Origin of the sequence: Thioalkalivibrio sp. ALMg11 (assembly GCF_000377905.1) — a bacterium.
GTDB lineage: Bacteria > Pseudomonadota > Gammaproteobacteria > Ectothiorhodospirales > Ectothiorhodospiraceae > Thioalkalivibrio.
The window spans coordinates 211836-237849 of record NZ_KB898871.1 but is presented as its reverse complement, the minus strand read 5'-3'; the positions used below and the strand labels follow the sequence as shown (position 1 = coordinate 237849).

25 protein-coding genes are annotated in these 26014 nt (G+C 66.7%); 20 read left to right on the top strand and 5 right to left on the bottom strand.

Annotated features, from left to right (window positions below):
* Window positions 1–8: 8 nt before the first annotated feature.
* Window positions 9–1031 carry a tRNA (adenosine(37)-N6)-threonylcarbamoyltransferase complex transferase subunit TsaD gene (tsaD, locus tag D578_RS0101175; protein ID WP_018948188.1) on the top strand — a complete coding sequence of 341 codons (1023 nt, stop codon included), beginning with the start codon at window positions 9–11 and terminating at the stop codon, window positions 1029–1031.
* 53 nt (window positions 1032–1084) lie between these two features.
* Here the strand turns inward: tsaD and plsY are convergent, their stop codons facing one another.
* Window positions 1085–1702 carry a glycerol-3-phosphate 1-O-acyltransferase PlsY gene (gene plsY, locus D578_RS0101170; RefSeq protein WP_018948187.1) on the bottom strand — a complete coding sequence of 206 codons (618 nt, stop codon included), beginning with the start codon at window positions 1700–1702 and terminating at the stop codon, window positions 1085–1087.
* A gap of 47 nt (window positions 1703–1749) precedes the next feature.
* Between plsY and D578_RS0101165 the strand changes: the two genes are divergently transcribed.
* From D578_RS0101165 to ccoS, 10 genes are all read left to right on the top strand, one after another.
* Window positions 1750–2574, top strand: a complete 825-nt coding sequence (locus tag D578_RS0101165; RefSeq protein ID WP_026289107.1) for an alpha/beta fold hydrolase — start codon at window positions 1750–1752, stop codon at window positions 2572–2574.
* Window positions 2571–3443: a malonyl-ACP O-methyltransferase BioC gene (bioC, locus tag D578_RS0101160; protein ID WP_018948185.1), complete on the top strand. Its 873-nt coding sequence runs from the start codon at window positions 2571–2573 to the stop codon at window positions 3441–3443. Before D578_RS0101165 ends, bioC begins: the two co-directional genes overlap by 4 nt.
* 205 nt (window positions 3444–3648) lie before the next feature.
* Window positions 3649–5133: a cytochrome-c oxidase, cbb3-type subunit I gene (gene ccoN, locus D578_RS0101155; protein WP_018948184.1), complete on the top strand. Its 1485-nt coding sequence runs from the start codon at window positions 3649–3651 to the stop codon at window positions 5131–5133.
* Window positions 5134–5152: 19 nt separating this feature from the next.
* Entirely contained in the window at window positions 5153–5887 is a 735-nt protein-coding gene (ccoO, locus tag D578_RS0101150; RefSeq protein ID WP_018948183.1) for a cytochrome-c oxidase, cbb3-type subunit II, read from the top strand.
* A gap of 18 nt (window positions 5888–5905) precedes the next feature.
* The gene (locus D578_RS0101145) at window positions 5906–6124 is read left to right on the top strand and encodes a cbb3-type cytochrome c oxidase subunit 3 (RefSeq protein ID WP_026289106.1); all 219 of its coding nucleotides are present in this window, start codon (window positions 5906–5908) and stop codon (window positions 6122–6124) included.
* Complete coding sequence (gene ccoP, locus D578_RS0101140) at window positions 6121–7050, top strand: cytochrome-c oxidase, cbb3-type subunit III (protein ID WP_018948181.1); 930 nt, start codon at window positions 6121–6123, stop codon at window positions 7048–7050. Before D578_RS0101145 ends, ccoP begins: the two co-directional genes overlap by 4 nt.
* A gap of 179 nt (window positions 7051–7229) precedes the next feature.
* Window positions 7230–8630: a cytochrome c oxidase accessory protein CcoG gene (gene ccoG / locus D578_RS0101135; protein ID WP_018948180.1), complete on the top strand. Its 1401-nt coding sequence runs from the start codon at window positions 7230–7232 to the stop codon at window positions 8628–8630.
* A 108-nt stretch (window positions 8631–8738) separates the two neighbouring features.
* A complete protein-coding gene (locus tag D578_RS0101130) occupies window positions 8739–9572 on the top strand; it encodes a FixH family protein (RefSeq protein WP_018948179.1) in 834 nt (277 codons plus the stop codon).
* A 17-nt stretch (window positions 9573–9589) separates the two neighbouring features.
* On the top strand, window positions 9590–12145 hold the full coding sequence (locus tag D578_RS0101125) for a heavy metal translocating P-type ATPase (protein WP_018948178.1): 2556 nt from the start codon (window positions 9590–9592) through the stop codon (window positions 12143–12145).
* 30 nt (window positions 12146–12175) lie between these two features.
* Window positions 12176–12400, top strand: a complete 225-nt coding sequence (gene ccoS / locus D578_RS0101120) for a cbb3-type cytochrome oxidase assembly protein CcoS (protein WP_018948177.1) — start codon at window positions 12176–12178, stop codon at window positions 12398–12400.
* Window positions 12401–12706: 306 nt separating this feature from the next.
* Here the strand turns inward: ccoS and rpoH are convergent, their stop codons facing one another.
* The 4 genes from rpoH to ftsY all read right to left on the bottom strand — a co-directional run bounded on the left by rpoH (window position 12707) and on the right by ftsY (window position 16299).
* Window positions 12707–13573, bottom strand: a complete 867-nt coding sequence (rpoH, locus tag D578_RS0101110) for an RNA polymerase sigma factor RpoH (RefSeq protein WP_018948175.1) — start codon at window positions 13571–13573, stop codon at window positions 12707–12709.
* A gap of 102 nt (window positions 13574–13675) precedes the next feature.
* Entirely contained in the window at window positions 13676–14605 is a 930-nt protein-coding gene (locus tag D578_RS0101105) for an ABC transporter permease (protein ID WP_018948174.1), read from the bottom strand.
* Window positions 14602–15279: a cell division ATP-binding protein FtsE gene (ftsE, locus tag D578_RS0101100; RefSeq protein ID WP_018948173.1), complete on the bottom strand. Its 678-nt coding sequence runs from the start codon at window positions 15277–15279 to the stop codon at window positions 14602–14604. The genes D578_RS0101105 and ftsE overlap by 4 nt, the downstream gene beginning before the upstream one ends.
* Before the next feature lie 12 nt (window positions 15280–15291).
* Entirely contained in the window at window positions 15292–16299 is a 1008-nt protein-coding gene (gene ftsY, locus D578_RS0101095; protein WP_026289105.1) for a signal recognition particle-docking protein FtsY, read from the bottom strand.
* Window positions 16300–16355: 56 nt separating this feature from the next.
* Between ftsY and D578_RS0101090 the strand changes: the two genes are divergently transcribed.
* The 9 genes from D578_RS0101090 (at window position 16356) to D578_RS0101050 (ending at window position 25999) form a co-directional block, all read left to right on the top strand.
* Window positions 16356–17768 carry a pitrilysin family protein gene (locus D578_RS0101090; protein WP_018948171.1) on the top strand — a complete coding sequence of 471 codons (1413 nt, stop codon included), beginning with the start codon at window positions 16356–16358 and terminating at the stop codon, window positions 17766–17768.
* Between the two features lie 17 nt (window positions 17769–17785).
* On the top strand, window positions 17786–19087 hold the full coding sequence (locus D578_RS0101085) for a pitrilysin family protein (RefSeq protein WP_018948170.1): 1302 nt from the start codon (window positions 17786–17788) through the stop codon (window positions 19085–19087).
* Entirely contained in the window at window positions 19074–19685 is a 612-nt protein-coding gene (gene rsmD, locus D578_RS0101080) for a 16S rRNA (guanine(966)-N(2))-methyltransferase RsmD (protein WP_018948169.1), read from the top strand. The genes D578_RS0101085 and rsmD overlap by 14 nt, the downstream gene beginning before the upstream one ends.
* 180 nt (window positions 19686–19865) lie before the next feature.
* Window positions 19866–21488 (top strand): BCCT family transporter, encoded by a 1623-nt coding sequence (locus D578_RS0101075; RefSeq protein ID WP_018948168.1) that lies wholly within the window; start codon window positions 19866–19868, stop codon window positions 21486–21488.
* A 9-nt stretch (window positions 21489–21497) separates the two neighbouring features.
* Window positions 21498–22379: an NAD(P)-dependent oxidoreductase gene (locus D578_RS0101070; protein ID WP_081617311.1), complete on the top strand. Its 882-nt coding sequence runs from the start codon at window positions 21498–21500 to the stop codon at window positions 22377–22379.
* Window positions 22380–22748: 369 nt separating this feature from the next.
* Entirely contained in the window at window positions 22749–22952 is a 204-nt protein-coding gene (gene rpmE, locus D578_RS0101065; protein WP_018948166.1) for a 50S ribosomal protein L31, read from the top strand.
* Between the two features lie 16 nt (window positions 22953–22968).
* Window positions 22969–23832 carry a thermonuclease family protein gene (locus D578_RS0101060; RefSeq protein WP_018948165.1) on the top strand — a complete coding sequence of 288 codons (864 nt, stop codon included), beginning with the start codon at window positions 22969–22971 and terminating at the stop codon, window positions 23830–23832.
* Window positions 23832–24698 (top strand): M48 family metallopeptidase, encoded by an 867-nt coding sequence (locus D578_RS0101055; protein ID WP_018948164.1) that lies wholly within the window; start codon window positions 23832–23834, stop codon window positions 24696–24698. Before D578_RS0101060 ends, D578_RS0101055 begins: the two co-directional genes overlap by 1 nt.
* 80 nt (window positions 24699–24778) lie before the next feature.
* Window positions 24779–25999, top strand: coding sequence for a malic enzyme-like NAD(P)-binding protein (locus tag D578_RS0101050; RefSeq protein WP_018948163.1), 1221 nt, complete (start codon window positions 24779–24781; stop codon window positions 25997–25999).
* Window positions 26000–26014 lie beyond the last annotated feature (15 nt).

Here is a 26014-nt window from a genome sequence, read left to right as displayed (position 1 = left end):
CTTGCGCGATGATCGTACTGGGCATCGAGACTTCCTGCGACGAGACGGGTGTGGCGCTGATCGACGCGGACCGGGGCCTGCTCGCGCACCGGCTGTACAGTCAGACCGACCTGCATGCCGTCTACGGCGGCGTGGTGCCGGAGCTGGCCTCGCGCGATCATATCCAGCGGTTGTTGCCGCTGGTGCGCGCCGTGCTGGACGAGGCGGGCGTGGACGGCCACGACCTGGATGCGGTGGTCTACACCGGTGGGCCAGGGCTGCTGGGGGCGCTGCTGACTGGGGCCTCCGTGGCGCGCTCCCTGGCCTGGGGCTGGGGCATTCCGGCGCTGGCCGTGCATCACCTGGAGGGCCACCTGCTGGCGCCGTTTCTGGAGGATACCGGGCTCGATTTCCCGTTCCTGGTGCTGCAGGTCTCCGGCGGGCATACCCAGCTGATTCACGCGCGTGCCCTGGGCGACTACGACTTGGTCGGCGAGAGCATTGACGATGCCGCCGGCGAGGCCTTCGACAAGACCGCCAAGCTGCTGGGGCTGGGCTATCCGGGTGGGCCGGCGCTGGCGCGTTTGGCCGAGCAGGGGCGTTCGGATGCCCTGCGCCTGCCGCGCCCGATGCTCGACCGCCCGGGGCTGGACATGAGCTTCTCCGGTCTGAAGACTGCGGTGCTGACCGCGTTGAAGAAACAGGTCTACCGGCCGGAGGATGTCGCCCGCGCCTTCGAGGAGGCGGTGACCGATACCCTGGTGGAGAAGACCCGGCGTGGCCTGGATCAAACCGGGGCCCCGGCGCTGGTGGTGGCCGGCGGGGTGGCCGCCAACACCACGCTGCGCGCCGGCCTGCGGGCGATGGCGCAGCGTCAGGGGGTGCCGGTGTATTTCCCGCGGCCCGAATTCTGCACCGACAACGGGGCGATGATCGCGCTGGCCGGCCTGCGGCGATTGCAGGCCGGCCAGGTGGCGGAAACCGGGGCGCCGGTGGTTGCGGCGCGGGCGCGCTGGCCGCTGGCGGAGCTGACGCCGCCCGCTGCGGCATGAAGTGGTCTGCGGATGGGACTGCGGATTTGTAAACCCATCCGCGGGCCGAAGGGTTACTCCTTCGGCGCCGCCGGTGCCTTGTCCTTCTGGCCGATCCGCGATTCCTCCCCGCGCATCAGGCGGCGGATGTTGGCGTCGTGACGGATGAACAGGATCACGCTCATCAGGGCCACGGCGGCACTGATCCAGTGGTCCATGCCCAGCAGGACCATGTACACGGGGGCCATGCCGGCGGCGACCAGGGCGGCCAGCGACGAATAGCGCCAGATGGCGGCGACGACGAGCCAGGTGAGCAGCACAAGCCCGCCGACCAGCGGGCTGATGGCGAGGATCACGCCCAATGCGGTGGCCACGCCCTTGCCGCCCTGGAAGCGGTAGAACACCGGGAACACGTGCCCGAGGAAGGCGGCCAGGCCGATCAGGCCGATCGCCCAGCCGGGAAACAGGTCCAGCTGCAGGGCGACGAACACCGGCAGCCAGCCCTTGCCGACATCCCCGATGAGCGTGATGATGGCCGCCGTCTTGCCGCCCGAGCGCAGTACATTGGTGGCGCCGGGGTTCTTCGAGCCGGTGGTGCGCGGGTCCGGCAGGCGCAGCAGCTTGCTGACCAGAATGGCCGTGGAAAGCGATCCCAGCAGATACGCGATGATGATGCCGATTGTAATGCCCATGAGCGGTCAGCCTGCCTGCGCGGTTTGGCGAGAGGATTCGACCGCACATGATACGCAAGCCGGTGGTTGTCGTTCAGGGCGCTGACGTGAGCGCTGCGAAGCCGCAGGGATGCACCCCGACGTTGGTGCTCCTGCATGGCTGGGGCTTCTCCGGCGCGGTGTGGGCCCCGCTGCGGGCCGCACTCCCAGGCGCCACGCAGGTGCTGGCGCCGGACCTGCCTGGGCACGGGGCGGCCGGCGATGCCGAGACGCTGGCGGATGCCGAGCGCACCGCGGCGGCGCTGATCGCTTCGCTGCCAGCAGATGTGGAGTGTCCGGTATGGGCCGGCTGGTCTCTGGGCGGGCTGGTCGCGCTGGCCGCCGCGCGCCAATGGTCGGGGCCCCAGGGGGTGCTGCTGATCGGGGCTACGCCGCGCTTTGCGAGGGCCGACGACTGGCCGGCCGCCCTGCCCCTGGCCGAGCTGGAGGGTTTTCGTGCCGCCCTCGGGGGAGATCGCCGCCGGCTGGAGCGCCGCCTGGCGATGCTCTGTGCGCGCGGCAGCCTGGATGCCGCTTCGCTCGCCCGCCGGCTTGCGGCGCAGTTGCAGGCCGCCCCGGCCTCGCCGGAGGGCCTGCAGGCCGGCCTCGCGCTACTGGAGGCGGCGGATCTTCGGTCCGTCTGGGCGGGCCTGGAGGTGCCGGCGGCGGCCTGGCTGCAGGTGGGCGATGCCCTTGTGCCGGCCGCCGTGGCGGACGATCTGCACGGGCTGCGACCCGCCAGTCGGATCGTCCGCGGCGTGGGCGGCCACGCGGAGTGGTTCGCGCGCCCGCGGCCGCTGGCCGCTTTTGTCGCCGAGTTCTTGAATCAGTGCAGCGCAGGGAAATCCGCATGAGCCGACCCGACAGCTTCGATCTCGACAAGGCGCGGGTCCGCGAGTCCTTCGCGCGGGCGGCGTCCACCTACGAGGAGCACGCGGTCCTGCAGCGCGAGGTGCAGGAGCGAATGCTGGGCCGGCTGGACTGGATTCGCATGCAGCCGGAGCAGGTCGTGGATCTCGGCTGTGGCATCGGCGAGGCCCTGGATCACTTGAGCCGCCGCTATCGCAAAGCCCGCCTGGCCGGGGTCGATTTCGCCCCGGAGATGGTCGCGCGTGCGCGCCGCCGCGGGCGTTGGCTGCGTCGGCCGCAGGTGGTCTGCGGCGATCTCGAGGCGCTGCCGCTGGCGGAGCAATCCTTCGACCTGGCGGTTTCCAGTTCAGCCCTGCAGTGGTGCGCCAGCCTGGATCAGGCCTTCACCGAGGTGCGGCGTATCCTGCGCCCGGGCGGGCTCTGGATGTTCACCACCTTCGGTCCCGACACCCTGCGCGAGCTGCGGGCCGCCTTCGCGGCGGTGGACGGCGGGGCGGGGACGCATGTGAACGCCTTCATGGATATGCACGACATTGGCGATGCCCTGGTGCGCGCCGGGTTTGCCGATCCGGTGATGGACCAGGAGGCCCTGACCCTGACCTACCCGGATCTGACCGGGTTGATTCGCGACCTGCGCGGGGTCGGGGTGCGCAATGCCCTGTCGGGCCGGTCAACGGGCCTGTTCGGTCCGCGCCGCCTGGTTGCGGTGGCTGAGGCCTACGCGCGCGACTTCGGTGTGGAGGGTCGTCTGCCGGCAACCTGGGAGGTGATCTACGGCCATGCCTGGGTGCCGGATGCGCCGCCGCCATCGCGCCCGGAGGGGCGGGTAATCCCGGTCCAGCCGATTGCTTGATCCAGATCAAGGAATCGGCCCATCGGTCGCTCGCCTCGGCGCTCGTGGACGATGTATTCTTGACGCGGTCAAAAAGTTCCCCTGATCGTGCTTAATATCCGAGTGATCCAGGCGGTCTTGGTTTTTTGTGCGCCCAGAATGGGGTAGAGTTCACGCCCCCGAACCATCGGGACATCCGTGTTCCCCGCAGCAAGGTGGAAAAGTCATGTCACAAGCAGCCACTACGGCGGGTGCCGCACCCGCAGCGTCAGTCGCGACTTCCGAGCAGTACAACTACGCGATCATCAAGCGGTTTGCCATTGCCGCCGTCCTCTGGGGCGTGTTCGGGATGGCCGCCGGCGTCTGGATCGCCTCGCAGTTGGCGTTCCCGTTCCTGAATTTCGATATCGCGCAGATCACCTTCGGACGTTTCCGTCCGGTCCATACCACGGCCGTGATCTTCGGTTTCGGGGGTAACGCGCTGTTCGCCACCTCGTATTACGTGGTTCAGCGGACCTGTCAGACTCGCCTGTGGAGTGACTCCATGGCGAGCTTCACCTTCTACGGGTGGAACCTGGCGCTGGTCCTCGGCGTGATCAGCTACACGATGGGGATCACCCAGGGTCGTGAGTACGCCGAATTCAACTGGCAGATCGACCTGATCATCCTGGTGGTCTGGGTGGCCTATTTCATGGTCTTCCTGATGACCCTGCTGCGCCGGAACCAGCCGCATATCTACGTGGCGAACTGGTTCTTTATGTCGTTCATCCTGGCGACTGCGTTGCTGCACATCTTCAATAACATCGAGGTGCCGGTCGGCCTCTTCCACACGCAGTCCTACCCCATCTTCTCCGGGGTGCAGGACGCTATGCGCCAGTGGTGGTACGGCCATAACGCGGTAGGCTTCTTCCTCACCGCGGCCTTCCTCGGGATGATGTACTACTTCGTGCCGAAGCAGGCCGGACGTCCGATCTACTCGTACAAGCTGTCCATTATCCACTTCTGGGCGCTGGTCTTCCTGTACATGTGGGTGGGCGCGCACCACCTGCACTGGACGGCCCTGCCGGACTGGGTCTCCACCTTGGCGGCGACCTTCTCCATCCTGCTGCTGCTGCCCTCCTGGGGCGGGATGATCAACGGGATCATGACCCTGTCGGGTGCCTGGGACAAACTGCGCACCGACCCGATCATGCTGTTCCTGATCACTGCGCTGGCGTTCTACGGCATGTCGACCTTCGAAGGCCCGATGATGTCGCTGAAGAGCGTGAACGCGCTGTCCCACTACACCGACTGGACCGTGGGCCACGTGCATTCCGGTGCCCTGGGCTGGGTGGCGATGATCACCTTCGGCTCCCTGTACCACCTGATGCCGCGGCTTTGGAACGTGAACCTGTACAGCCTGAAGCTGGTGTACGTGCACTTCTTCCTGGCGACCATCGGGATCGTGCTGTACATCACTGCGATGTGGGTGGCCGGTATTGGTCAGGGCCTGATGCTGCGTGCCTTCGACCAGTACGGGAACCTCGCCTACACCTTTACCGAGTCGGTGGTGTTCCTGCACAAGCCGTACGTGGTGCGCGCCATCGGTGGCGGGTTCTTCCTCGCCGGCATGCTGATCATGGCGTTCAACATCGCGATGACCATTCGCTCGGGCATCAAGGCCGAGGCCCGCGAGGCCCAGGCTGCGTCCGCCGAAGCCCGCACGGCCTGATTAGGGAGAGACTAGACCCATGAAGCATGAAAGCGTTGAAACCAATGCCGGCCTGCTGATCATCCTCACCCTTGCGGTGATCAGCGTCGGCGGCCTGGTCGAGATCGTGCCGTTGTTCTACATCGACGACACGATCGAGGAAGTGGACGGTGTGCGTCCGTACACCCCGTTGGAGCAGAGGGGGCGCGACATCTTCCTCCGCGAGGGCTGCTACGCCTGCCACTCTCAGATGGTGCGCCCGTTCCGTGACGAGATGCTGCGCTACGGCCACTACTCGCTGGCGGCCGAGTCGCAGTACGACCATCCGTTCCAGTGGGGCTCCAAGCGCACCGGCCCGGACTTGGCCCGAGTTGGCGGCAAGTACTCCAACGAGTGGCAGGTCCAGCACATGATTGATCCGCAGTCGCTGGTACCAGAGTCGATCATGCCGGGTTATCCCTGGCTGGCGGAGACCCCGCTGAATTACTCCGATATCGACCGTCGGATGATCGCGCTGAAGCGAGTCGGTGTGCCGTACTCGCTCACCGAAGAGGAATACGAGGCCAACGTCGAGAAGTTCGGTGAAGAGCACGCCCGGATGTTCGACATCCGCAACGCCGAGGACAGCTTGGTTCAGCAGGCCCAGACCGAGAACTTTGACGGCAACCCTGGGACCATCACCGAAATGGATGCGCTCGTGGCCTATCTCCAGGTCCTCGGGACGATGGTCGACTTTAGCGAATACGACGACGGACACTTTGCCGAGTTTCGGTAAGGAGGAGCGGGCGCAAGCATGATGGGAATGTGGGAATGGATCACGGACATGGGCAACAGCAAGATGGTCGCCCTGTTGCTCTTCATGGGCACCTTTATTGGGGTCGTGATCTTCCTGTTCTCCAATCGGCGGCGCGCCCAGAAGTTCGAGACGTATCGCTACATTCCTCTGGATGACGATGATTCACATCGGGAGCCCGTGGCCCGGCGTGACAAAACCGAGAGTGACGAGCAATGAGCACACAGGACAACCGTGAAAAGGACCCGAACCAGGTCGAGACCACTGGGCACGTCTGGGACGGGAACCTCCAGGAATACAACAACCCGCTCCCGCGCTGGTGGCTGTGGGGCTTCTACGCCACGATCGTCTTCGCTGTGGTGTACTGGCTGATCTATCCGGCCTGGCCGATCGGTGACAGCTTCACCAAGGGTTTCAACACGATCACGTTCGAGCAGAATGGCGAAGAACGGACGATGCACTGGAATACCCGTGCGCTGCTGGCCAAGGACATGCAGACCGGTACCTACGCCGTGCGTCAGCGGGAAATGCTCGAACAGGTCGCGGCCCAGGATTACGAAACCATCCTGCAGGACGCCGAGAGCATGAGCTTCGTCAACGCCTACGCCCAGGGCTCCTTCGGGACCTGGTGTGCTGCCTGCCATCAGGTCGGTGGTGCGGGCGTAGTGGGGCAGTACCCGAATCTGCGCAACGACCACTGGAAGTGGGGCGGCACCGTGGAGCAAATCGAGGAAACCCTGCACCAGGGCCGCCTGGGCTACATGCCCGGTTACCGCGACACCCTGGACGGCGATCAGCTGAACCAGGTCGCCGCCTACGTACTGTCGCTGAACGACTATAGCGTCGACCAGGACGAAGCCGATGCCGGTGAACGAATCTTTACCGGTACGGACGGCGGCTGCTACCAGTGCCATGCTATGGATGCCCAGGGCCTGGCCTCCCAGGGCGCGCCCAACTTGACCAATGATCTGTGGGGTCTGGTGGACGTGCGCGGTGCGGAAAGCGACAGCGAGCGTCAGCGTCTGGTGGCGAACTTCGTTCGCAACGGCGCCCAGCGCGAGATGCCCGCCTTCGCGGACCGCCTGTCCGATGCGGAGATCAAGATGCTGACCGCCTACGTGCATTCGCTGGGTGGCGGGCAGTAAACGCGGATCTGTTGACCGTATGGGGAGCCCCGGGGCCGGGTGCTTCCCGCGATAACTACAGGGGTGCCCGCCGGGTTGTTTGACGCCCGAGGGCGCCCCTGCTTTTTTGGAAGGAACCCGATGCCAGGGCGCGCCTTGCAGCCGCCCCACTCTGCCGGATAAAACTCCGGGAGGTTTAGATGTCCCAGGCCCAGCCGTTGTACGAGGCACGCATCCCGATCCATCCGCGGTCGGTCAAGGGGCGTTTCCGCAATCTGAAGACCGGCATCCTGTTGCTCGCCTACGGCGTGTTCTTCGGCCTGCCCTGGGTCCGCTGGGAGCGCGAATACGGCCCCAATCAGGCGGTCTTGTTCGACATTCCGGGCCGTCAGTTTCACATCTTCGATCTGGTCGTCTACCCGCAGGACATCTTCTGGCTGGCCGGCTTCCTGCTCGTGGCTGCCTTGCTGCTGTTTTTCGTCACGGGTGTCGCCGGACGGGTGTTCTGCGGCTATTTCTGCTTCCAGACACTGTGGACCGACGTCTTCATGTGGCTGGAGCGCAAGATCCAGGGCGAACGGCCCGCCCGCCTGCGCCTGGCCAAGCAGCCGTGGAGTGGCGAAAAGCTCTTCAAGTACGGGTTGACCCACCTGTCCTGGCTGTTCGTGGCCTTCGCCACCGGCCTCGGCTTCGTCCTGTACTGGGGTAATGCGCCCTCGATCGTGAGCGACTTCTTTACCGGGCAGGCGGTCTACGCGGCATACTTGACCACCGGCATCCTGACGGCCACGACCTACACCTTTGCCGGATTGGCGCGCGAACAGGTCTGCACCTTCATGTGCCCCTACGCCCGCTTCCAGAGCGTGATGTTCGACCGTGACACCATGATCGTCTCTTATGACGAAACCCGTGGCGAAGGGTCGGCGGGCCGCGCGAAGGTTCAGGCCGGACTGAAGACCCGCGAGGAACGTCAGGCCAAGGGCGTGGGTGACTGCATTGATTGTGGCTACTGCGTGCAGGTGTGCCCGACCGGCATCGATATCCGCGACGGGCTGCAAGTCCAGTGCATCCACTGCGCGCTGTGCATCGATGCCTGTGACACCATTATGGACAAGCAGGGCTGGCCACGCGGCCTGATTGGCTACACCTCGGAACGCGAGCAGGAGGGTGGCAAGACCCGTGTCCTGAGGGGCAAGACCCTTGGCTACGGGGCCGCAGTGCTTATCGTGGTCGTGGCGCTGGTCGCCAGTATCCTCGGCCGCCCGCCGGTGGACGCCAACGTCAACCAGGTGCGCCAGCCACTCTACGTCCAGATGTCCGATGGCCGGACCCAGAATGGCTACGAGATCCGCCTGAACAACACCGCGGATCGGGAGTTGGACTTCGAGATCGGCCTGGCGGGGCTGGAGGGTGCCGAGCTGGATCTGGGACAGGTGGAACGCATCCGTCTGGAGCCTGGGGAACGGCTGACCGTCGTGGCACGCGTGCGCTACGACGTGCCCGCGGGTACCCCCTCGCCGCAGCCTTTCCGCTTCGTCATTACCGACCGCGAGGGCCATATCGAACCGCTCGAGGTGACCTCGCAGTTCAGTCACCGCTAGCAACCGTCCGCTGGCCACTGGCGAAGAAACAGTAATCGAGCTGCCGGAACTCGCGCGGCACACCGCAAGCGCCTAGCTTGCGTTCATGCAGGAAACGAAGAAAACAATATGAGCAACCTCGTCATTACCCTCGGCATCGGCAGTGCAGCACTGGCCATCCTGTTCGCCCTGATCTACCGTTTCACGCGGTTCAAGGCCTACAGCACCTCGGCCGTCGTGGTCGCGCTCATGCTGTTCGTGTTTATCCCTTACTCGATCCTGACCTGGCAGGGGGCGGACGTCTTCGCCATTCACCTGGCGCTCTACATCATCGTGCCTTACGGCCTGGGGATCGTCTTCACCCAGAAGGAGGCCGAGGTCGAGAGTGGTGGCAAGGGCAAGATTGGGCGTCTGCACTGGGCCCCGTTGGTATTGGTGGGTTTCTTCACCATGGTCGCCTCGGTGCAGGCGGTCCTGATCACACTCGCCCATAACGGGATGCCGCAGCAGTTCATTGGCTCGATCCTGCCGGAGCCGGAGAACCGGGCCGAGCGGGTGACCTCCGCCTTCCCCGGCACCGTGGCCGGCATGGAGAGCCGCAAGCAGGCGCTCGCCGTGCACCGGGTCTCGGATCTGCAGGAACAGCGACAGAAGGGCTGGCAGGTGCGTCAGGGCTGGGTCGACCGACCCACCGAGGGCGAGACCGCCACCCTGCAGGTCGAGGTGCGGGATGCGGACGGCGAGCCTATCGACGATGCCAGCATCCGCGGGCTATTCATGTGGCTGGCCGACGAACGTCGAGACCAGGGCTTCGAGATGGAGGCGACGGGCGAGGGCATGTATCAGGTCGAGATAGCGCTGCCGGCACCGGGGCGCTGGGATCTGCGCTTCCAGGTCCAGCACGATGGGCAGCTTCTGGAGCAACAGGCACGCACCCGCGTGCGTAGCGCCCAGCCCGGCTAGCTCCCGCCGCTCCCGCCGTGGCGCTCGCGTCCGACTCGCAGGGCCCGGCAACGCCCGAGGCCGAGGCCCGTTGTTTCCACTGCGGCCTGGAGGTGCCGGCAGGCGCCTGCTACCCGGTGACGTTCGAGGGCCGCGAGGAACCCACCTGCTGTCCCGGCTGCCAGGCCGTGGCCGGCGCGATCATCGAGCGTGGCCTGGGGGCCTATTACCATCACCGTGATGCCCCCCCGGCGGACACCGGCAGCCCCCTGATCCCCGACGAGCTCCGCGAGCTCGAACTGTTCGATCACCCCGGCGTCCAGCAACAGTTCGTCGCGCCCGCCGGCGCAGAGGGCGACCGCCGCGAGGCCGCCCTGATGCTCGAGGGCATCACCTGTGCGGCCTGCGTATGGCTGAACGAGCGTCATGTGCAGGCCCTTCCAGGCGTGGACAGCTTTCGCGTGAATTACTCTACTCATCGCGCGCAGGTCGTCTGGGACCCCGCGAGGATCGCCCTGTCGGATATCCTCAAGGCGATCCGCGACATCGGGTACCACGCCCATCCCTACGACCCCGGAACCCGCGAGCAGGCGATCGCCCGCGAACGGGGCCTCGCCTTGCGCCGGATCGCCGTCGCCGCCCTGGGGATGATGCAGGTGATGATGCTGGCCGTGGCGCTCTGGCTGGGCGCCGAGGACACCGAGCACGAAGACCTGCTCCAGTTCATGCGCTGGGTGGCGGCGGCACTGACCACCCCGGTCGTCCTGTACTCCGCAATCCCGTTCTACCAGAGCGCCTGGCGCGACCTGCGTCATCGACAGCTCGGGATGGACGTGCCCGTGAGTCTGGCGATCATCGTGACCTACCTGGCCAGCTTGTATGCGGTCATCCTCGGGACTGGCGAGCACGTCTATTTCGAATCCGTCGTGATGTTCGTCTTCTTCCTGCTCACCAGCCGCTATCTGGAACTGATTGCGCGCCAGCGCGCCAGCCATGCCATTGATCGCCTGGATCGCCTGGTCCCCGCCATCGCCAATCGTCTGGACCCAGCCGGACGCGTCGAGGCCGTCCCGGTCGGCGAGCTGATCCCGGGGGCTCGGGTGCGCGTTCGTCCGGGCGAGACCATCCCCACGGACGGCGTGGTGTGCGAGGGCGAGTCGACGGTCAATCGTGCCCTGCTGACCGGCGAGCCCGAGCCCCACGCGGTGCGGGTCGGTGATCCCGTGACGGGCGGGACCGTGAATGTCGATGGCCCGCTCGCCATCGAGGTCCAGCGCGTCGGCGCCGAGACGACCCTGGCGGCGATCCAGCGGCTGCTCGATCGCGCTCAGACCGAGAAGCCCCGGATGGCCCGCATCGCCGAGGCCGGTACCGGCTGGTTTGTGGGTGCCGTCCTGGTCCTGACGGCGCTGGCGGGTCTGGTCTGGTATGCGTGGATCGATCCGACGCGGGCCCTCTGGGTCATGGTCGCCATGCTGGTCGCCACCTGCCCCTGTGCCCTGGCGCTCGCGACGCCGGTCGCGCTGACGGCCACCACCGGCGCGTTGTCGCGCCTCGGTCTGCTGGTCACGCGCGGCAGTGCCCTGGAGACCCTGCCGCGCGTCGATATGGTCTGTCTCGACAAGACCGGCACCCTGACCGTTGGCATGCCGCGTCTGGTGGCTCAATCCGAGCTGCAGCCTGCGCCCGATGGGGCCGACTGGCGGAACTGGGCCGCCGCGCTCGAGGCCCATTCCGAACACCCCCTGGCACGCGCCCTGGTCGCCCCGGGCAAGCCCTCTTCGGTGGTCGCCAGCGAGGTTCGCAACCTCCCCGGGCAAGGCCTCGTTGGCCACATAGAGGGCCACCGTGTCGCCATTGGTGGATCGTCGATGTTGCCGCAGCGCGGTGCGCCTAGCCCGGAGGCACCCGCGGGCTATCCTCTGGCGACGCCGGTCTGGCTGGTGGTCGACGACCAACCGGTCGCCCTGTTCTGGCTGGCCGACACTCCGCGTCCCGAGGCGCGGAACGTGATCGCCGATCTGCAGGGGCGCGGGTTGCAGGTGGTGTTGCTGACCGGGGATCGCCCGCAGGCCGCGCAGGCCTTCGCGGCGGAGATGGGCATTGCCGAAGCCGAGGGTGGCCTGACCCCGGAAGACAAGCTTGCCTATGTGCGGGCTCGCCAGGCCGAGGGCCGCGTGGTCCTGATGGCCGGCGAGGGCATCAACGATGCCCCGGTGCTGGCCGGGGCCGACGTATCGCTGGCGATGGGCGGCGGCACCCAGTTGGCCCAGAATCAGGCCGACCTGGTCCTGCTCTCGGATCGCCTGGAACACCTGCCGCAGGCGCTGGACCAGGCGCGCCACACACGGCGCGTGATCCGACAGAACATCGCCTGGGCGATCGGCTACAACCTGGTGGCCCTCCCGGTGGCCGCGGCGGGCCTGCTGACTCCCTGGCTGGCGGCGCTTGGGATGTCGCTCAGCTCGTTGCTGGTGGTTGGCAATGCGCTGCGCCTGCGTCCGGCGCGCGACCTCTCGGACGCCGGCGCGGACTCGGTGCCTTCCGGGCAACAGCCCGCGCATGATCCGGCGTCGCGGCCACCCCCGGTTTAAGCGGTCCGCGCGCCTGGGTACACTGGAAGAATGACAATCCTCTACCTGCTGATCCCGCTGGCCATGCTGTTCGCCCTGGTGGTGGGGATAATGCTGTTCTGGGCGATTCGCTCGGGGCAGTACGACGACCTCCAGGGCCCGGCGCATCGTATCCTGATGGATGATGACGACCCGCGTATCCCCACGGGTGCGGGCGATGATCCGGGGGATGGGGAAGTGGAGAAGGGCCGCGAGCGCGAAAAGTCCGAGCGCTGATGTCGGACGCACTTGCGCCGCCGCTCGGCGCGGCTTACCCTTTACCCATCAAGGTTTAGAAAATTAATTCCGAGGATTCTGAGATGCGCGAGTGGTTCCGCTTTGACACTTTCCCGTTGACCTTCACGATAGCCCTGATCATCTGGTCCTGGATCAGCTTCTTCTCGGTGATCCTGTTCGGCTAATCCGGCAAGGAACCTGGCCGGCTAGGGGTACGATCCCCTGGCACCCGGCAACAAAAAGGCCCCGGCATACGTCGGGGCCTTTTTCGTTCGAAGCCTTGGGTTTCGGGATGCCGCGGGGCCGTCAGTCGTCGAAGGCGGCCCGGATGCGCTTGATCGCGCTGTTCTCGATCTGGCGGATGCGTTCGGCCGAGACGCCGTACTCCGCGGCCAGCTCGTGCAGCGTCGCCTTCTGGTCGGCCATGTAGCGGCGCATCAGGATGGTGCGCGAACGCTCGTCGAGCTCGCCCAGGGTCTCGCTCAGGCGTTCCTGATAGTGACGGTCCCAGTCCTCGTCTTCGGTCACATTGGCCGGGTCGTCGCTCAGGTCCTCCAGGCTCAGGCGTTCTGACGGAGCCTGATAGCCGTGTTCGTCGCCGGCCTCGGGGCCCGGGTCGAAACTCGGATCCTGGCTCGACAGGCGGCGTTCCATCTCCCAGACGTCCTTTTCGGAGACGCCCAAATCCTGGGCGACGGCGGAGACCTCGGCGTTGGACAGCCAGCCGAGCCGCTGCTTGGCGCTGCGCAGGTTGAAGAACAGCTTGCGTTGCGCCTTGGTGGTCGCGACCTTCACGATGCGCCAGTTGCGCAGGATGAACTCGTGGATCTCGGCGCGGATCCAGTGCACGGCAAACGACACCAGGCGCACGCCCTGATTCGGATCGAAACGACGGACTGCCTTCATCAGGCCCACGTTGCCTTCCTGGATCAGATCGCCCAGTGGCAGGCCGTACCCCTTGTAGCCGCGCGCGACGTGGATCACGAAGCGCAGGTTATGCAGGATCAGCTGGCGAGCGGCATCCAGGTCCTGGCGCTCGTGCAGCGCCACGGCCAGTTCACGCTCCTGTTCGGTGTCCAGCACCTCGATGCGGCCAACGGCCTGCATGTAGTGGTCGAGGTTGCCCACCGGTACGGGCATGTCGATGCGCGGGGTGGTCAGGGCCTGAGTCATGCGTGGTGTGTCCTCGTGATTCATCACTCTAGATTAGCAGTCTGTGAATAAGAGTGCTAAACCCTGCAAAAGTTCCGGCCGTTCCGTGTGGGACGTGATTCTCTAAGGGGCATCCCGAAGGGCATGCCCGCTGCCCAGCCGGGCGCCCAGCCAGCCGAGGAGCAACCCCGCCAGCAGCAGGGCCAGAAGGTGGGTGGCCCCGGGCAGGGCCAGGCCGAACTCGAGATCGAACGCGGCGGCGGCCTGTTCCAGCGGGGCCCGGCTAAGGCCGATCCCGATGAGCAGCAGGATGGCGGCGAAGATGCCGCCGCCGAGGCCGGTCATCAGCCCGCCATAGAGGGATGGCCGACGCAGGAACCGGTGGGTGGCCCCGCTGATGCGCGAGATGGCGATCTCTTCCCGGCGTTCGCGCAGCTCCGAGGCCGTCGCCAGGGCCAGGATCAGCAACGCCCCCAGCCCCAGCAGGGCCCCAACCACCGCCAGGATGCGCAGGCCCAGGTGGTGCAGGCTGTTCAGCTGACGCACCCAGTCGTCGTCACTGACCACGGTCGCGCCCGGCGCGGTGGCTGCAAGCGCCTCGCGCAGCGCCGCCACCGTCTCGGGGTCCGCGGTCGCGGGGACCACATCCACCACGTCCGGCAGCGGGTTTTCGTCCAGCCAGTCCAGCAGGCCCGGGTCGGCCAGGCCTTCGCGATAGCTGGCCAGGGCCTCGTCGGCATCGATCCAGGTCCAGCGTTCCACCCGCGCATCGGTCTCCAGGTGGCGTTCCAGATCCGCGACCGTGGCCGCCTCCACGCCGTCGAGATAGAGGGCGATGCGCGGGTCGTGGTCCACGTGTTCGGACAGGGTGCGGGCATTGTCCAGCAGGACCCAGAGATAGGCCGGCAGGGCGAGGATGAAGCCCAGCACGGCAATGCTGATCAGGCTCAGCACCGGGGCCTGCAGGCGGCGCTGGAGGCTGCGCCGGGCGGCATCCCGATGGGCCTCCAGCCAGGCCGGCACGGTGTCCAGCAGGCGACGGCCTGGCTTCATGCCGGGGCCCCGGCAGCCGCGCGCGCCTCGATGCGCCCGTCTTCCAGGTGCAGGATTGGCTTGCCCATGCGCTCCACCAGGCCGAGGTCATGGCTGGCGATCAGGGCGGTCATGCCGACCCGGTTGAAGTCGTCGAACAGTTGCAGGATCTCGCGCGACAACGCCGGATCGAGGTTGCCGGTGGGCTCGTCCGCCAGCAACAGGACCGGCCGGTGGACGATGGCCCGGGCAATGCCCACGCGCTGTTGTTCGCCCGCGGACAGGGTGCGCGGGTTGACCCCTTCCTTGTGCAGCAGGCCGACCTTGTCGAGCGCGGCGCGCACGCGCTTGCGCATCTCGGGGCGGCGGTAGGCGAGGATCTCCAGCGGCAGCGCGACGTTGTCGAACACCGGGCGGTCGAACAGCAGGCGGTGATCCTGGAACACCAGCCCGATACTGCGGCGAAACCCGGGAATCGCGCGGTTGGAGAGGCGGTCGAGGTCGTGACCGTTGACCCGGATGCGCCCGCGGGTCGGGCGCTCCAGGCCGGCGATCAGGCGCAGCAGGGTACTCTTGCCGGCGCCGGAGGGTCCGGTGATGAAGGCCATCGCGCCCGGGTCCACGCGCAGGCTGACGTTGCTGAGCGCCTCTGACGCGCTGCCGAATCGCTTGGTGACGCGTTGCAGTCGAATCATCCGGTGTGCACGTTAGTCGCTGTCGCGGCCGAGCAGGGCGCGCACGAAGGCGCGCGCGTCGAAGACCTGCAGATCCTCGGCCTTCTCCCCGACCCCGATGAACCGCACCGGAATGCCCAGCTGTTCGGCCAGCGCGAACAGCACGCCGCCCTTGGCGGTGCCGTCCAGCTTGGTCACGACGATTCCGGTCAGGCCCAGGGCCTCGTGAAACTGACGGGCCTGGTTCAGGGCGTTCTGGCCGGTACCGCCGTCGACCACCAGCAGGACCTCGTCCGGGGCGTGTTCGTCGAGGCGCCCCATCACGCGCTTTACCTTGCGCACCTCGTCCATCAGGTTGGTCTGGGTGTGCAGGCGCCCGGCGGTGTCGGCAATCATCACGTTGATGCCGCGCGCCTGCGCGGCCTGCAGGCCGTCGTAGACCACCGAGGCGGAATCGGCCCCGGTGCCCTGGGCGATCACCGGGGCGCCGTTGCGCTCGCCCCAGGTCTGCAGTTGTTCCACCGCTGCGGCGCGGAAGGTATCGCCGGCCGCCAGCAGCACCGAGCGATCCTCCGCGTGGAGGTGGTGCGCCAGTTTGCCAATGGTGGTGGTCTTGCCGGCGCCGTTGATGCCGACGACGAGGATCGAGAACGGGCGCTCGGCGGGCGGGATTTCCAGAGGCCGCGAGACCGGTTCGAGGATTTCGATCATGGCCGCCTCGAGGGCGTCCATCAGGGCCTCGGCATCATCCAGCTGTCCGCGTTTCACCTCGCGGGTGATACGATCCATGATCCGCTGGGTCGCATCCAGGCCCACGTCCGCGAGGAGCAGGCGTTCTTCAAGCTCCTCGAACAGTTCGTCGTCGATCTTGCGCCGGAGCAGCGATCCCAAATCGCTGCCCAGGACCTGCCCGGTTTTGGCCAGGCCCTTGCGCAACCGCTGGAACCAGCCACCGCGGGCGGGCTTTTCCGGCTCGCTGCCAGGTGCCTCCGCGCCAGGGGTGGTCGGGTCTTCGGACTTCTTTTTGCGGAAACCGAACATGCTCGATGTGGTCAAGTAGAAGAGTTCGCCAATGCTAGCACGAGGATCCATGAATCATGCGCGGTAAAAACCTGGTCACAGTGCTCGTTACGGCGCTTGCCTTTGCCTGGCCCGTCGGGGTCCTGGCCGCGGCGCCCGAGATCGAATCGAAGGTGGTCGAGACCACGCTGGACAACGGCCTGACGGTCCTGGTGCTGGAGGACCGGCGTGCCCCGGTGGTGGCCAACATGGTCTGGTACCGGGTCGGGTCGGCCGACGAGCACAGCGGCGTGACCGGCATCTCGCACATGCTGGAGCACATGATGTTTCGTGGGACCGAGCAGTACGAGCCCGGCGAGTTCTCGCGCATCGTTTCGCGTCTGGGCGGGCGCGAGAACGCCTTTACCGGCCGTGACTACACCGGTTATTTCCAGATCATCGGGCGTGATCACTGGGAGACCATGATGGCGATGGAGGCGGAGCGCATGCAGCACCTGAAGCTGCAGGAAGACGAGTTCCGTCCGGAATTGAACGTTGTAAAGGAGGAACGCCGTCTGCGCGTGGAGGACCAGCCCAATTCTCTGGTGCGGGAGCAGTTGATGGCCACGGCCTTCTTCAATCATCCCTATGGCAATCCGGTGATCGGCTGGATGAGCGATATCGAGGCCTACACCCTGGAAGACAACCAGGCGTGGTATGACCGCTATTACCATCCGAACAACGCGGTGGTCGTGGTGGTCGGCGATGTCGATGCCGAGCGGGTCATCGAGGCTGCCCGTGAGCACTTCGGCGCGATCCCGGCCGGCGAGCTGCCCGACACGAAGCCCCGCTCCGAGACGCCGCAGAAGGGCGAGCGCCGTATTACCGTCGAGGCGCCCGCGGAGCTGCCCTACCTGCTAATGGGCTGGAAGACGCCGGTTCTGAACACCGTGGACGATCCGGTGGATGTCTACGCGCTGATGGTGGCGGCCGGGATCCTGGATTCCGGTGAGGCCTCGCGCTTTGCCCGCGAGATCGTGCGTGGCGAGGAACTGGCCGGCGCGACATCGGCCCGCTACAGCCCGTTCAGCCGGCTGGATGACCTGTTCATGATTGCGGCGGTGCCCACCGCTGCCACGGATGTGGAGACGTTGGAGGCGGCCCTGCTGGAGCAGGTGGAGCGTCTGAAGGACGAGCCGGTCAGCGACAGCGAACTGGAACGGGTGCAGGCGCGGGTGATCGCCTCCGAGGTGTACCAGCGTGACTCGGTGCGCTCCCAGGCCTTCCAGCTGGGCATGCTGCAGACCATCGGCGTCGGCTGGCAGGAAGGCGATCGCTTCGTCGAGCGCGTGCGTGCGGTGACCGCCGAGGATGTGCAGCGCGTGGTGCGCGAGTACCTCGTGCCGGAACGACGCACGGTCGGCATTCTCGATCCGCAGCCCCTGGATGGCGACGACCCGCCCGATCCGGGCGCGGTAGAACCCTATGGCGATACCGCGGGGGGCATGTAATGACGGGAGACAAACCGATGCGAACGGGATTCCTGATGGCCCTGGTCGGGCTGCTGGCGCTGGCGCTGCCGGCCCAGGCGGTGGAGATCGAGGAATGGGAGACCGACGAGGGGCTGCGCGTGCTGTACGTGGCGGCGCCGGATCTGCCGATGGTCGATCTGCGCCTGACCTTCGACGGCGGGGCCTCGCGCGACGGCGACCAGCATGGCCTGGCCTCGCTGACCAGCAGCGCCCTGCGGCATGGCACGGCGGAGATGGATGCGGACGCGCTGGCCGAGGGTTTCGAGTCGGTGGGCGCGCAGTTCAGTACCACGGCCCTGCGCGACATGGCCATCGTCAGCCTGCGCAGCCTGACCGAACCGGACTGGATGGACGCGGCGCTGGAGACCATGGCCGCGGTCCTGGCCGAGCCGGCCTTCCCGGAGGCCGATTTCGAACGCACCCGGCGCCAGGCCCTGCAGGGGCTGCAGCGCGAGCGCCAGGATCCCGGGAGTGTCGCCACCCGGCGCTTCTACGAGCTGATGTATGGCGATCACCCCTACGCCAACTGGCCGGGCGGCGAGCGCGATACCCTGGAGGCGCTGCAGCCCGAGGATGCCCGCGCGTTCTACGAGCGCCACTACACCACGGCCAACGGCGCCCTGGCGATCACTGGCGGGCTGAACCGCGAAGAGGCCGAGGCGGTGGCGGCGCGGATCTCCGCCGCGTTGCCGCAGGGCCCGGCGGTGGAACCGCTGCCCGCGGTGGAGCCGCGCGAGGAACCGGTCGAGGAGCGTATCGACTTCCCTTCCGAGCAGGCCCATATCCACATGGGGGCCCCGACCCTGCGCCGCGGCGAGGATGACCACTATGCCCTGACCCTGGCCAACCATGCCTTCGGCGGGGGCGGCTTTATCTCGCGCCTGTTCCTGGAGATTCGCAGCGCGCGCGGGCTGGCCTATTCGGTCAGCAGCCGCTTTCAGCCCATGGCGGTCGAGGGCCCCTTCCGTATCGGGATGCAGACCGGGGTCGATCAGGCGGACGAGGCGGTGGCCGCGCTGCGCGAGGAACTCGAGCGCTGGCATGCCGAGGGTATCGATGCCGATGAGCTGGAGGCCTCGCGCGAGAACGTGGTCAACAGCTTCCCGCTGTCGCTGGCCTCGAACAGCGACATCGTCGGCCTGCTCGGGATGATGGCCTTCTACGACCTGCCGCTGGATTATCTGGAGCGTTACATCGAGCGCATTGAGGCGGTCGAGCTGGACCACTTGAACGCCCGGCTGCGCGAGCGCATCAACCCGGAAGCGATGGTCACGGTGATCGTGGGTGGCCAGGAGTAGGCGCGCCCCCGCCGGGCGCTCTGCCCGCATCCGCATCATCGGCGGGGCCTGGCGGCGCCGATGGCTGCCGGTGCTCGGGGTCGGCGGGTTGCGCCCGACCGCGGACGCCCTGCGCGAGACCCTGTTCAACTGGCTCCAGCCAAGACTTCCGGGCGCGCGGGTGCTCGACCTGTTCGCCGGCACCGGGGCGTTGGGGCTGGAGGCGGCCTCGCGCGGGGCGGACTCGGTGCTGCTGGTCGAGCGCGATGCCCGTGCTGCGGCACAGCTTCAGGCCAACTGCGAGACCCTGGGGGCCGAGCAGGTGAGCGTGCGCCGGGATGATGCCCTGCGCCTGCTGGCCGGCGAACCGCCCGAGGGGCTGCCCTTCGATCTGGTGCTGGTGGATCCGCCGTTCGGCCAGGGCCGGGTGGCGCCGGTGCTGGAGGCCCTTCGCGCGCACGACTGGCTGCACGTGGACAGTCGGGTCTACGTGGAGATCGAGTCCGAGGCGGGCCTCGATTTCCTCGCTGCGAGTGGCTGGGAGATCGAGCGCGAGCGCCAGGGCGGGCAGGCCCGCGCCCTGTTGTTGGCACGCGCTCCAGTCACAGAGGCGACGTAATATTGCGCCGGGTGCAACGCCCTTCACGTTTTTGCAGTCGGAGTAGTCTTTCGCTACGGTAGCTTCGTCCCACCTACTGCGGCAACGCCCAACGGGCGTGATCCTGCGCGGCTCCCGGAGCACGTCCGGAGCAAGGTCGCGCCGGCCCGCGTTCGCCACAAGAATACAAGGGGAAACCGAATGGATGAGCAGTCCACCCCCGGTCTGACGCAAACCCGCCTCGGCGGCTTTGGCGTGATCTGCAGCCCGGTCTTCTACACCTCCAGTATCGTGATCGCACTGTTCGTGCTATTCGGGGCGATCTTCCCGGAGCGCGCCGAGGCCATCTTCGACCAGCTGCAAAGCGGCATCGGGGAGTACCTCGGCTGGTACTACGTTCTGGTCGTGACGGTGTTCCTGGTCTTCTCCGTGTACCTGATGTTCAGCCGTTATGGCGGGATCCGCCTGGGCGATCAGTTCGAGGCCCCGCGCTTCAGCTACGCCGCCTGGTTTGCGATGCTGTTCTCCGCGGGCATGGGGATCGGGCTGCTGTTCTGGAGCATCGCCGAGCCGATGTACCACTACCTCAGCCCACCACACGCGGAGGGCGAGACCAGCGCGGCGGCTGTCGAGGCGATGCGCTACACCTTTTTCCACTGGGGGCTGCATGCCTGGGCGATCTACATCGTCGTCGGGCTGTCGCTGGCGTATTACGCCTACCGCCACAATCTCCCGCTGCTGATCCGTTCCTCGCTGTACCCCTTTATCGGCGACCGGATCTATGGCCCCTGGGGGCACCTGGTGGATATCGTGGCGCTGTTCGGCACCATGTTCGGTGTAGCCACCTCGCTGGGCCTCGGCGTCATGCAGATCAACTCGGGTCTGAACTTCGTGTTCGGGATCGAGGAATCGACCTACATGCAGATCATTCTGGTGGCGATCATCACCCTGATCGCCGTCGGGTCGGTCGCACTGGGCGTCGACAAGGGCATCAAGCGCCTGTCGAACTTCAATATCGGCCTGGCGGTGATCCTGATCGCGCTCCTGCTGGTCATGGGCCCGACCCTGTTCATCCTGCGCCTCCTGGTGGAAAGCACTGGCGTCTACGTTCAGTTTCTGCCCGAGATGAGTCTGTGGGCCGACACGATCGAGGATTCCGGCTGGGCGACCTCCTGGACCATCTTCTACTGGGGTTGGTGGATCTCGTGGGCCCCGTATGTCGGTATGTTCATTGCCCGTGTCTCCCGCGGCCGCACCATTCGCGAGTTCATTGCCGGCGTGCTGCTGGGCCCGACCGCCGCGGCCTTCGTCTGGCTGGCCGTGTTCGGCGGTACCGCGATGAGCTACGAGCTTGACGGTGTGGTCGACCTGACCGGTGCCGTGTCGGAGAACATGTCCACCGCGCTGTTCGTGACCCTCCAGGCCATGCCGCTGTGGGATTGGCTGTCCGTGGCGGTGATGGCCGCGGCGACGGTGCTGATCATTACCTTCTTCGTGACCTCCTCGGACTCCGGCTCGCTGGTCATTGACACCCTGGCCTCCGGCGACGTGCGCAACCCGACCGTCACCCAGCGCGTCTACTGGGCGATCATCGAGGGCATTGTCGCCTCCATCCTGTTGCTGGCGGGCGGTCTGGCCGCGTTGCAGGCGGCCGCGATCAGCGTCGGGCTGCCCTTCTCGATCATCATGTTGATCATGGTGGTCGGGCTGTGGAAGAGCCTGCATCAGACTGAGTCGGTCACGCCGAGCAAGTACCAGAAGGAGGCGCCCGCGCCGCATACCCTGTTCGGGTATACGGATGATCTCGATGACAAGATCAAGTAGGTCGTGACGATGGCTGCGTCCCGAGTGGCGCTGCTGGGATGCGGGCTCATGGGGCAACCCATGGGCCTGCGTCTTTTGCAGGCCGGATTTTCCGTGGTGGCCTACAACCGCACGGTCGCGCGTGCAAGCGATCTGGCGGCCGCGGGGGTCACCGTTCACAGTGCTCCCGCCGCGGCCGTCGCGGAGGCGGACGTGCTGGTGCTGATGCTCAGTGATGCAGCCGCCATCGGTGCCGTGCTGGACGACCTGCCGGCCGGCGCGCTGGATGGGCGCTGCGTGATCCAGATGGCGACCATTCTGCCGGCCGAGAGCCGGGCGCTGGCGGAGCGAGTGCGCGCGGCCGGGGCCTGCTACGTGGAGGCCCCGGTGCTGGGCTCCATCCCGGAGGCCCGGGATGGCCGTCTGCTGATCATGGCGGGCGCCGACAGCGACGCGGATTTCGCCCGTGCGCAGCCGGTTTTGGCGGCCCTGGGCGAGACCCCGCGGCATGTTGGCCCGGTGGGGCAGGGGGCGGCGCTCAAGCTCGCCTTCAACCAGCTGATTGCGAGTCTCACCGCTGCATTCTCCCTCAGTCTGGGGCTGGTGCGTCGCGAGGGGGTGGAGGTGGATACCTTCATGGAGATCCTGCGCGACAGTGCGCTGTATGCCCCGACCTTCGACAAGAAGCTGGACAAGATGCTGTCCGGCGACTTCGGGACCGCCAACTTCCCGGTCAAGCACCTGCTGAAGGATGTGCGCCTGACCGAGCGGGCGGTGGAGGATGCCCACCTGGTGGGGCCATGGCTGCCGCTGCTGGCGGATCTGCTGGATCGGGCGCGCGAGCAGGGCCTGGCTGATGCGGATTATTCGGCCATCTACACCACGATTGCCCCGGAAAACGGGGGGCAATGAGGAAGATACGGCGACCCTTATGCACAGCGCTCGGCGATGGCGACCGGGGCTGAAGGGGGCGGCCCGTGGCGACATCACGGACCGATTGGGTGATATGAACTAATGTAAAAACAGTGGGTTGATGGGTTTTCTTGCCGAGGGGCGGCGGTGCCGCCTTGACGTTTCCGGTGCGTTCCGTTCCGGGCGCGACAATTCGTCCACAAAGTTATCCACAAGTTGTTCGGGTGGGCAAAACCACTCGGTCATTCAGGCAGTTGTCACCCGGAGTTGAAACACGCTCTGCAAATGCCGTCGCAACCTGGTCTTGCGCTCGGGCTGGTAGCACCGCTATGCTATCGGACTTTTCGCCAGAACCTGCGTGAGCCGACCATGAAAGCCGACATCCATCCGAACTACCACACCGTCAAGGTGAGCTGCAGCTGCGGTACGCAGTTCGAGACCCGTTCCACGCTCTCCGGCGAGGAGATGCACCTGGACGTGTGCTCGCAGTGCCATCCGTTCTACACCGGCAAGCAGAAGATCGTTGACACCGCCGGTCAGGTCGACAAGTTCAACCGCCGCTTCGCATTCTGAAGCTGCGGCGCGCCGGATGGCGCGCAACGCGAACGGACGCGTGACTGCTGCGGCGGGCGCTGTCCGACCCGACGAGGGCGTCCTGCGGGGCGCCCTCGTCTGCGTTGTGGGCCTGGGCCTGGTGCTGCTGGCCGTTGCGGTCCGGGCCGAGTGCCGGCTGGTGGATCAGGATCCGCGTGGGCTTCAGGAGGTCGCGGTCGAGCGCGTGCAGGGCTTCGATAGTCTGCGGTTGACCGATGGGCGGACCGTTCAGGTGATCGGTCTGGCCCCGGCCGCGCCGCTGCCGGAGAGGGCCTCCCCGATGCGTCCCCTGCATCTTCACGAAGGGCTGCGCGAGGCGCTGACCGCACGCCTGGGCGAGGTCGATCAGCGGCTGATCCTGCGCCCGGGCCGCCCCGCCCGGGACGCCGAAGGGCGCCTGCGCATGCATGTCTGGCTGCCCGGCGGACCGTTGCTGGCGGCCGAATTGATTGCCGCTGGCGAAGCGATGCCGCGCCCCGGACCGCAGCCGGCCGCCCTGGATACCTGCTTCTACGTGGCCGAGGCCGAAGCGCGGGCAGGGGAGCGGGGTCTGTGGATGGAGCGCCCGGCGGCTCTGCCGGCCCGAATGCTGGACCCGCGTTCCGGCGCCCTGCGCCAGGGCCGGCTGCGGGTGCAGGGCGAGGTGGTGGCGGTGCGCGAGACGTCGCGTCACTGGGTGCTGGAGCTGGACGGGCCGCTGGACGTCCTGATCCGCGGGGGTGACCGCGATCAATGGCCCGACCTCGAGCCCGCTACCTTGAACGGCGAGGCGGTGATTGTGCGTGGGCAGGTGTATCCTTGGAGAGACCGACTCCGGATGCGCATTCGCCATCCGCTCGATTTAGAGGTACCGGAATAATGCGTGCTCTTTCCAAGTCCTGGCGGACCCCTCGCGGTCGTCTGGTCTCTCTGCTTCTGACCGTCCTGGTTGCGGCCGGCCTCGCCGTGGCGATCCCCGGTTGTACCACCAACCCGGTGACCGGGCGCTCGCAGCTGATGCTGGTCTCCGAGAACCAGGCGATCGACGCCTCGCGCAGCGCCTATGTCGAGATGCTGGCTCCGGCGCGCGACGAGGGTCGCATTAATGCCGATCCCGCGATGACTGCGCGGGTGCAGGGCATCACCGAAAAGGTGGTCGCGCAGGCGGTCAAGTACCGTCCCGAGACCGCGGACTGGGACTGGGAGATCGCGGTGATCGAGGCCCCGGACACCGTCAACGCCTTCGCGATGGCGGGCGGCAAGATGGCGATCTACTCGGGCATTATCGAACAATTGAAGCTGACCGATGACGAGCTCGCGCAGATCATTGGGCACGAGATCGCCCACGCGCTGTCGGCGCATACGGCGGAAAAGATGTCGGTCGCGCTCGCCAGCAATCTGGCTCTGACCGGTTACGCCCTCTCCGGCGATCGTTCGCAGCTGGCCCTGACCGGGGCGGCGCTGGGGGCCGTGCTCGCCGTGCAGCTCCCGCATAGCCGGGGCATGGAATCCGAGGCCGACCGCATTGGTATCGAGCTGGCGGCGCGCGCCGGTTACAACCCGGATGCCGCAGCCAGCCTGTGGCGCAAGATGGCTGCGCAGGCCAATGGTGGCCAGCCGGAATTCCTGAGTACTCACCCGGCACCGGATTCGCGCCAGCGCGAGCTCACTCGTCTGGCCGACCAGTACCGCCCGTTGTATGACGAAGCCCGGCGCGGGTCCGTCCCCACCCACCCGGTCAACTGATTTCCGCACCCGGTGCGGGCCCGTGCCGGGTCTGCGCCTGTATGTGAATGCAACCGTCCGACAAAAGGCCCCGCTACACCATGTCCAAGGATTTCAACCAGCGCGCGCTGGAATACCACGAGCAGCAGCCGGCCGGGAAGCTGGCGATCCACATCACCAAGCCCACCGCTACCCAGGACGATCTGTCGCTGGCCTATTCGCCAGGCGTCGCCGCGCCGGTGCGGGCGATTGCCGAGAACCCGGAGCTGGCCTATCGCTACACCGGCAAGGGCAACCTGGTCGCGGTGATCACCGATGGCACCGCAGTGCTGGGGCTGGGCAACGTGGGCGCTCTGGCCTCGAAGCCGGTGATGGAGGGCAAGGGGGTTCTGTTCAAGGCCTTTGCCAATATCGATGTCTTCGACATCGAGGTGGAGGCCTCGCAGCCGGAAGACTTTATCAACACGGTCGCGCGCATTGCCGGCGGCTTTGGTGGCATCAATCTGGAAGACATCGCCGCGCCGCATTGCTTCGAGATTGAACGTCGCTTGTCCGAACGCCTGGACATCCCGGTCTTTCACGACGATCAGCACGGCACCGCGATCATCACTGCGGCGGGCCTGGTCAACGCCCTGGAGATCCAGGGCAAGAAGTTGGACGAGGCGAAGATCGTTTGCGTCGGCGCCGGTGCTGCCGGGATCGCGTCCATGCAGCTGCTGGTGCGGCTGGGCGCGGCCAAGAAGAACCTGTTCATGGTCGATCGCAAGGGCGTGATTCACAGCCACCGCGATGACCTGAACGAGCACAAGCAAATCTTCGCGGTGGATACCGACGCCCGCAGCCTGGCCGATGCCTGCGCCGGTGCCGACGTCTTCATCGGGTTGTCCGGCCCGGACCTGCTGACCCCGGAAATGCTGCGCTCCATGGCGCCGAAGCCGATTGTGTTCGCCCTGTCCAACCCAGACCCGGAGATCCTTCCGGAGCTGGCGCACGCAACCCGCGACGACCTGATCATGGCCACCGGGCGCTCGGACTACCCGAACCAGGTGAACAACGTGCTCGGCTTCCCGTTCATCTTCCGCGGTGCGCTGGATGTGCGCGCCCGGACGATCAATGACGAGATGCTGGTGGCCGCGGTGCACGCCCTGGCCGGACTGGCCCGTGAGCCCGTGCCTCAGGTGGTACTGGATGCCTACGGCCTGGAGGCCCTGGAATTCGGCCCGAACTACATCCTGCCGACCCCGTTCGATCCGCGTCTGATCGACACGGTGCCGCAGGCGATCAGTCAGGCCGCCCGCGACAGCGGGGTCGCCCGCCTGTAACGCAGTCCTGTAGGA

Bases quoted from the DNA above. Each gene is read 5' to 3' on its own strand.
- tsaD (WP_018948188.1), top strand. From the start codon at position 9: ATGATCGTACTGGGCATCGAGACTTCCTGCGACGAGACGGGTGTGGCG.
- plsY (WP_018948187.1), bottom strand. From the start codon at position 1,702: ATGGGCATTACAATCGGCATCATCATCGCGTATCTGCTGGGATCGCTT.
- D578_RS0101165 (WP_026289107.1), top strand. From the start codon at position 1,750: ATGATACGCAAGCCGGTGGTTGTCGTTCAGGGCGCTGACGTGAGCGCT.
- bioC (WP_018948185.1), top strand. From the start codon at position 2,571: ATGAGCCGACCCGACAGCTTCGATCTCGACAAGGCGCGGGTCCGCGAG.
- ccoN (WP_018948184.1), top strand. From the start codon at position 3,649: ATGTCACAAGCAGCCACTACGGCGGGTGCCGCACCCGCAGCGTCAGTC.
- ccoO (WP_018948183.1), top strand. From the start codon at position 5,153: ATGAAGCATGAAAGCGTTGAAACCAATGCCGGCCTGCTGATCATCCTC.
- D578_RS0101145 (WP_026289106.1), top strand. From the start codon at position 5,906: ATGATGGGAATGTGGGAATGGATCACGGACATGGGCAACAGCAAGATG.
- ccoP (WP_018948181.1), top strand. From the start codon at position 6,121: ATGAGCACACAGGACAACCGTGAAAAGGACCCGAACCAGGTCGAGACC.
- ccoG (WP_018948180.1), top strand. From the start codon at position 7,230: ATGTCCCAGGCCCAGCCGTTGTACGAGGCACGCATCCCGATCCATCCG.
- D578_RS0101130 (WP_018948179.1), top strand. From the start codon at position 8,739: ATGAGCAACCTCGTCATTACCCTCGGCATCGGCAGTGCAGCACTGGCC.
- ccoS (WP_018948177.1), top strand. From the start codon at position 12,176: ATGACAATCCTCTACCTGCTGATCCCGCTGGCCATGCTGTTCGCCCTG.
- rpoH (WP_018948175.1), bottom strand. From the start codon at position 13,573: ATGACTCAGGCCCTGACCACCCCGCGCATCGACATGCCCGTACCGGTG.
- D578_RS0101105 (WP_018948174.1), bottom strand. From the start codon at position 14,605: ATGAAGCCAGGCCGTCGCCTGCTGGACACCGTGCCGGCCTGGCTGGAG.
- ftsE (WP_018948173.1), bottom strand. From the start codon at position 15,279: ATGATTCGACTGCAACGCGTCACCAAGCGATTCGGCAGCGCGTCAGAG.
- ftsY (WP_026289105.1), bottom strand. From the start codon at position 16,299: ATGTTCGGTTTCCGCAAAAAGAAGTCCGAAGACCCGACCACCCCTGGC.
- D578_RS0101090 (WP_018948171.1), top strand. From the start codon at position 16,356: ATGCGCGGTAAAAACCTGGTCACAGTGCTCGTTACGGCGCTTGCCTTT.
- D578_RS0101085 (WP_018948170.1), top strand. From the start codon at position 17,786: ATGCGAACGGGATTCCTGATGGCCCTGGTCGGGCTGCTGGCGCTGGCG.
- D578_RS0101075 (WP_018948168.1), top strand. From the start codon at position 19,866: ATGGATGAGCAGTCCACCCCCGGTCTGACGCAAACCCGCCTCGGCGGC.
- D578_RS0101070 (WP_081617311.1), top strand. From the start codon at position 21,498: ATGGCTGCGTCCCGAGTGGCGCTGCTGGGATGCGGGCTCATGGGGCAA.
- rpmE (WP_018948166.1), top strand. From the start codon at position 22,749: ATGAAAGCCGACATCCATCCGAACTACCACACCGTCAAGGTGAGCTGC.
- D578_RS0101060 (WP_018948165.1), top strand. From the start codon at position 22,969: ATGGCGCGCAACGCGAACGGACGCGTGACTGCTGCGGCGGGCGCTGTC.
- D578_RS0101055 (WP_018948164.1), top strand. From the start codon at position 23,832: ATGCGTGCTCTTTCCAAGTCCTGGCGGACCCCTCGCGGTCGTCTGGTC.
- D578_RS0101050 (WP_018948163.1), top strand. From the start codon at position 24,779: ATGTCCAAGGATTTCAACCAGCGCGCGCTGGAATACCACGAGCAGCAG.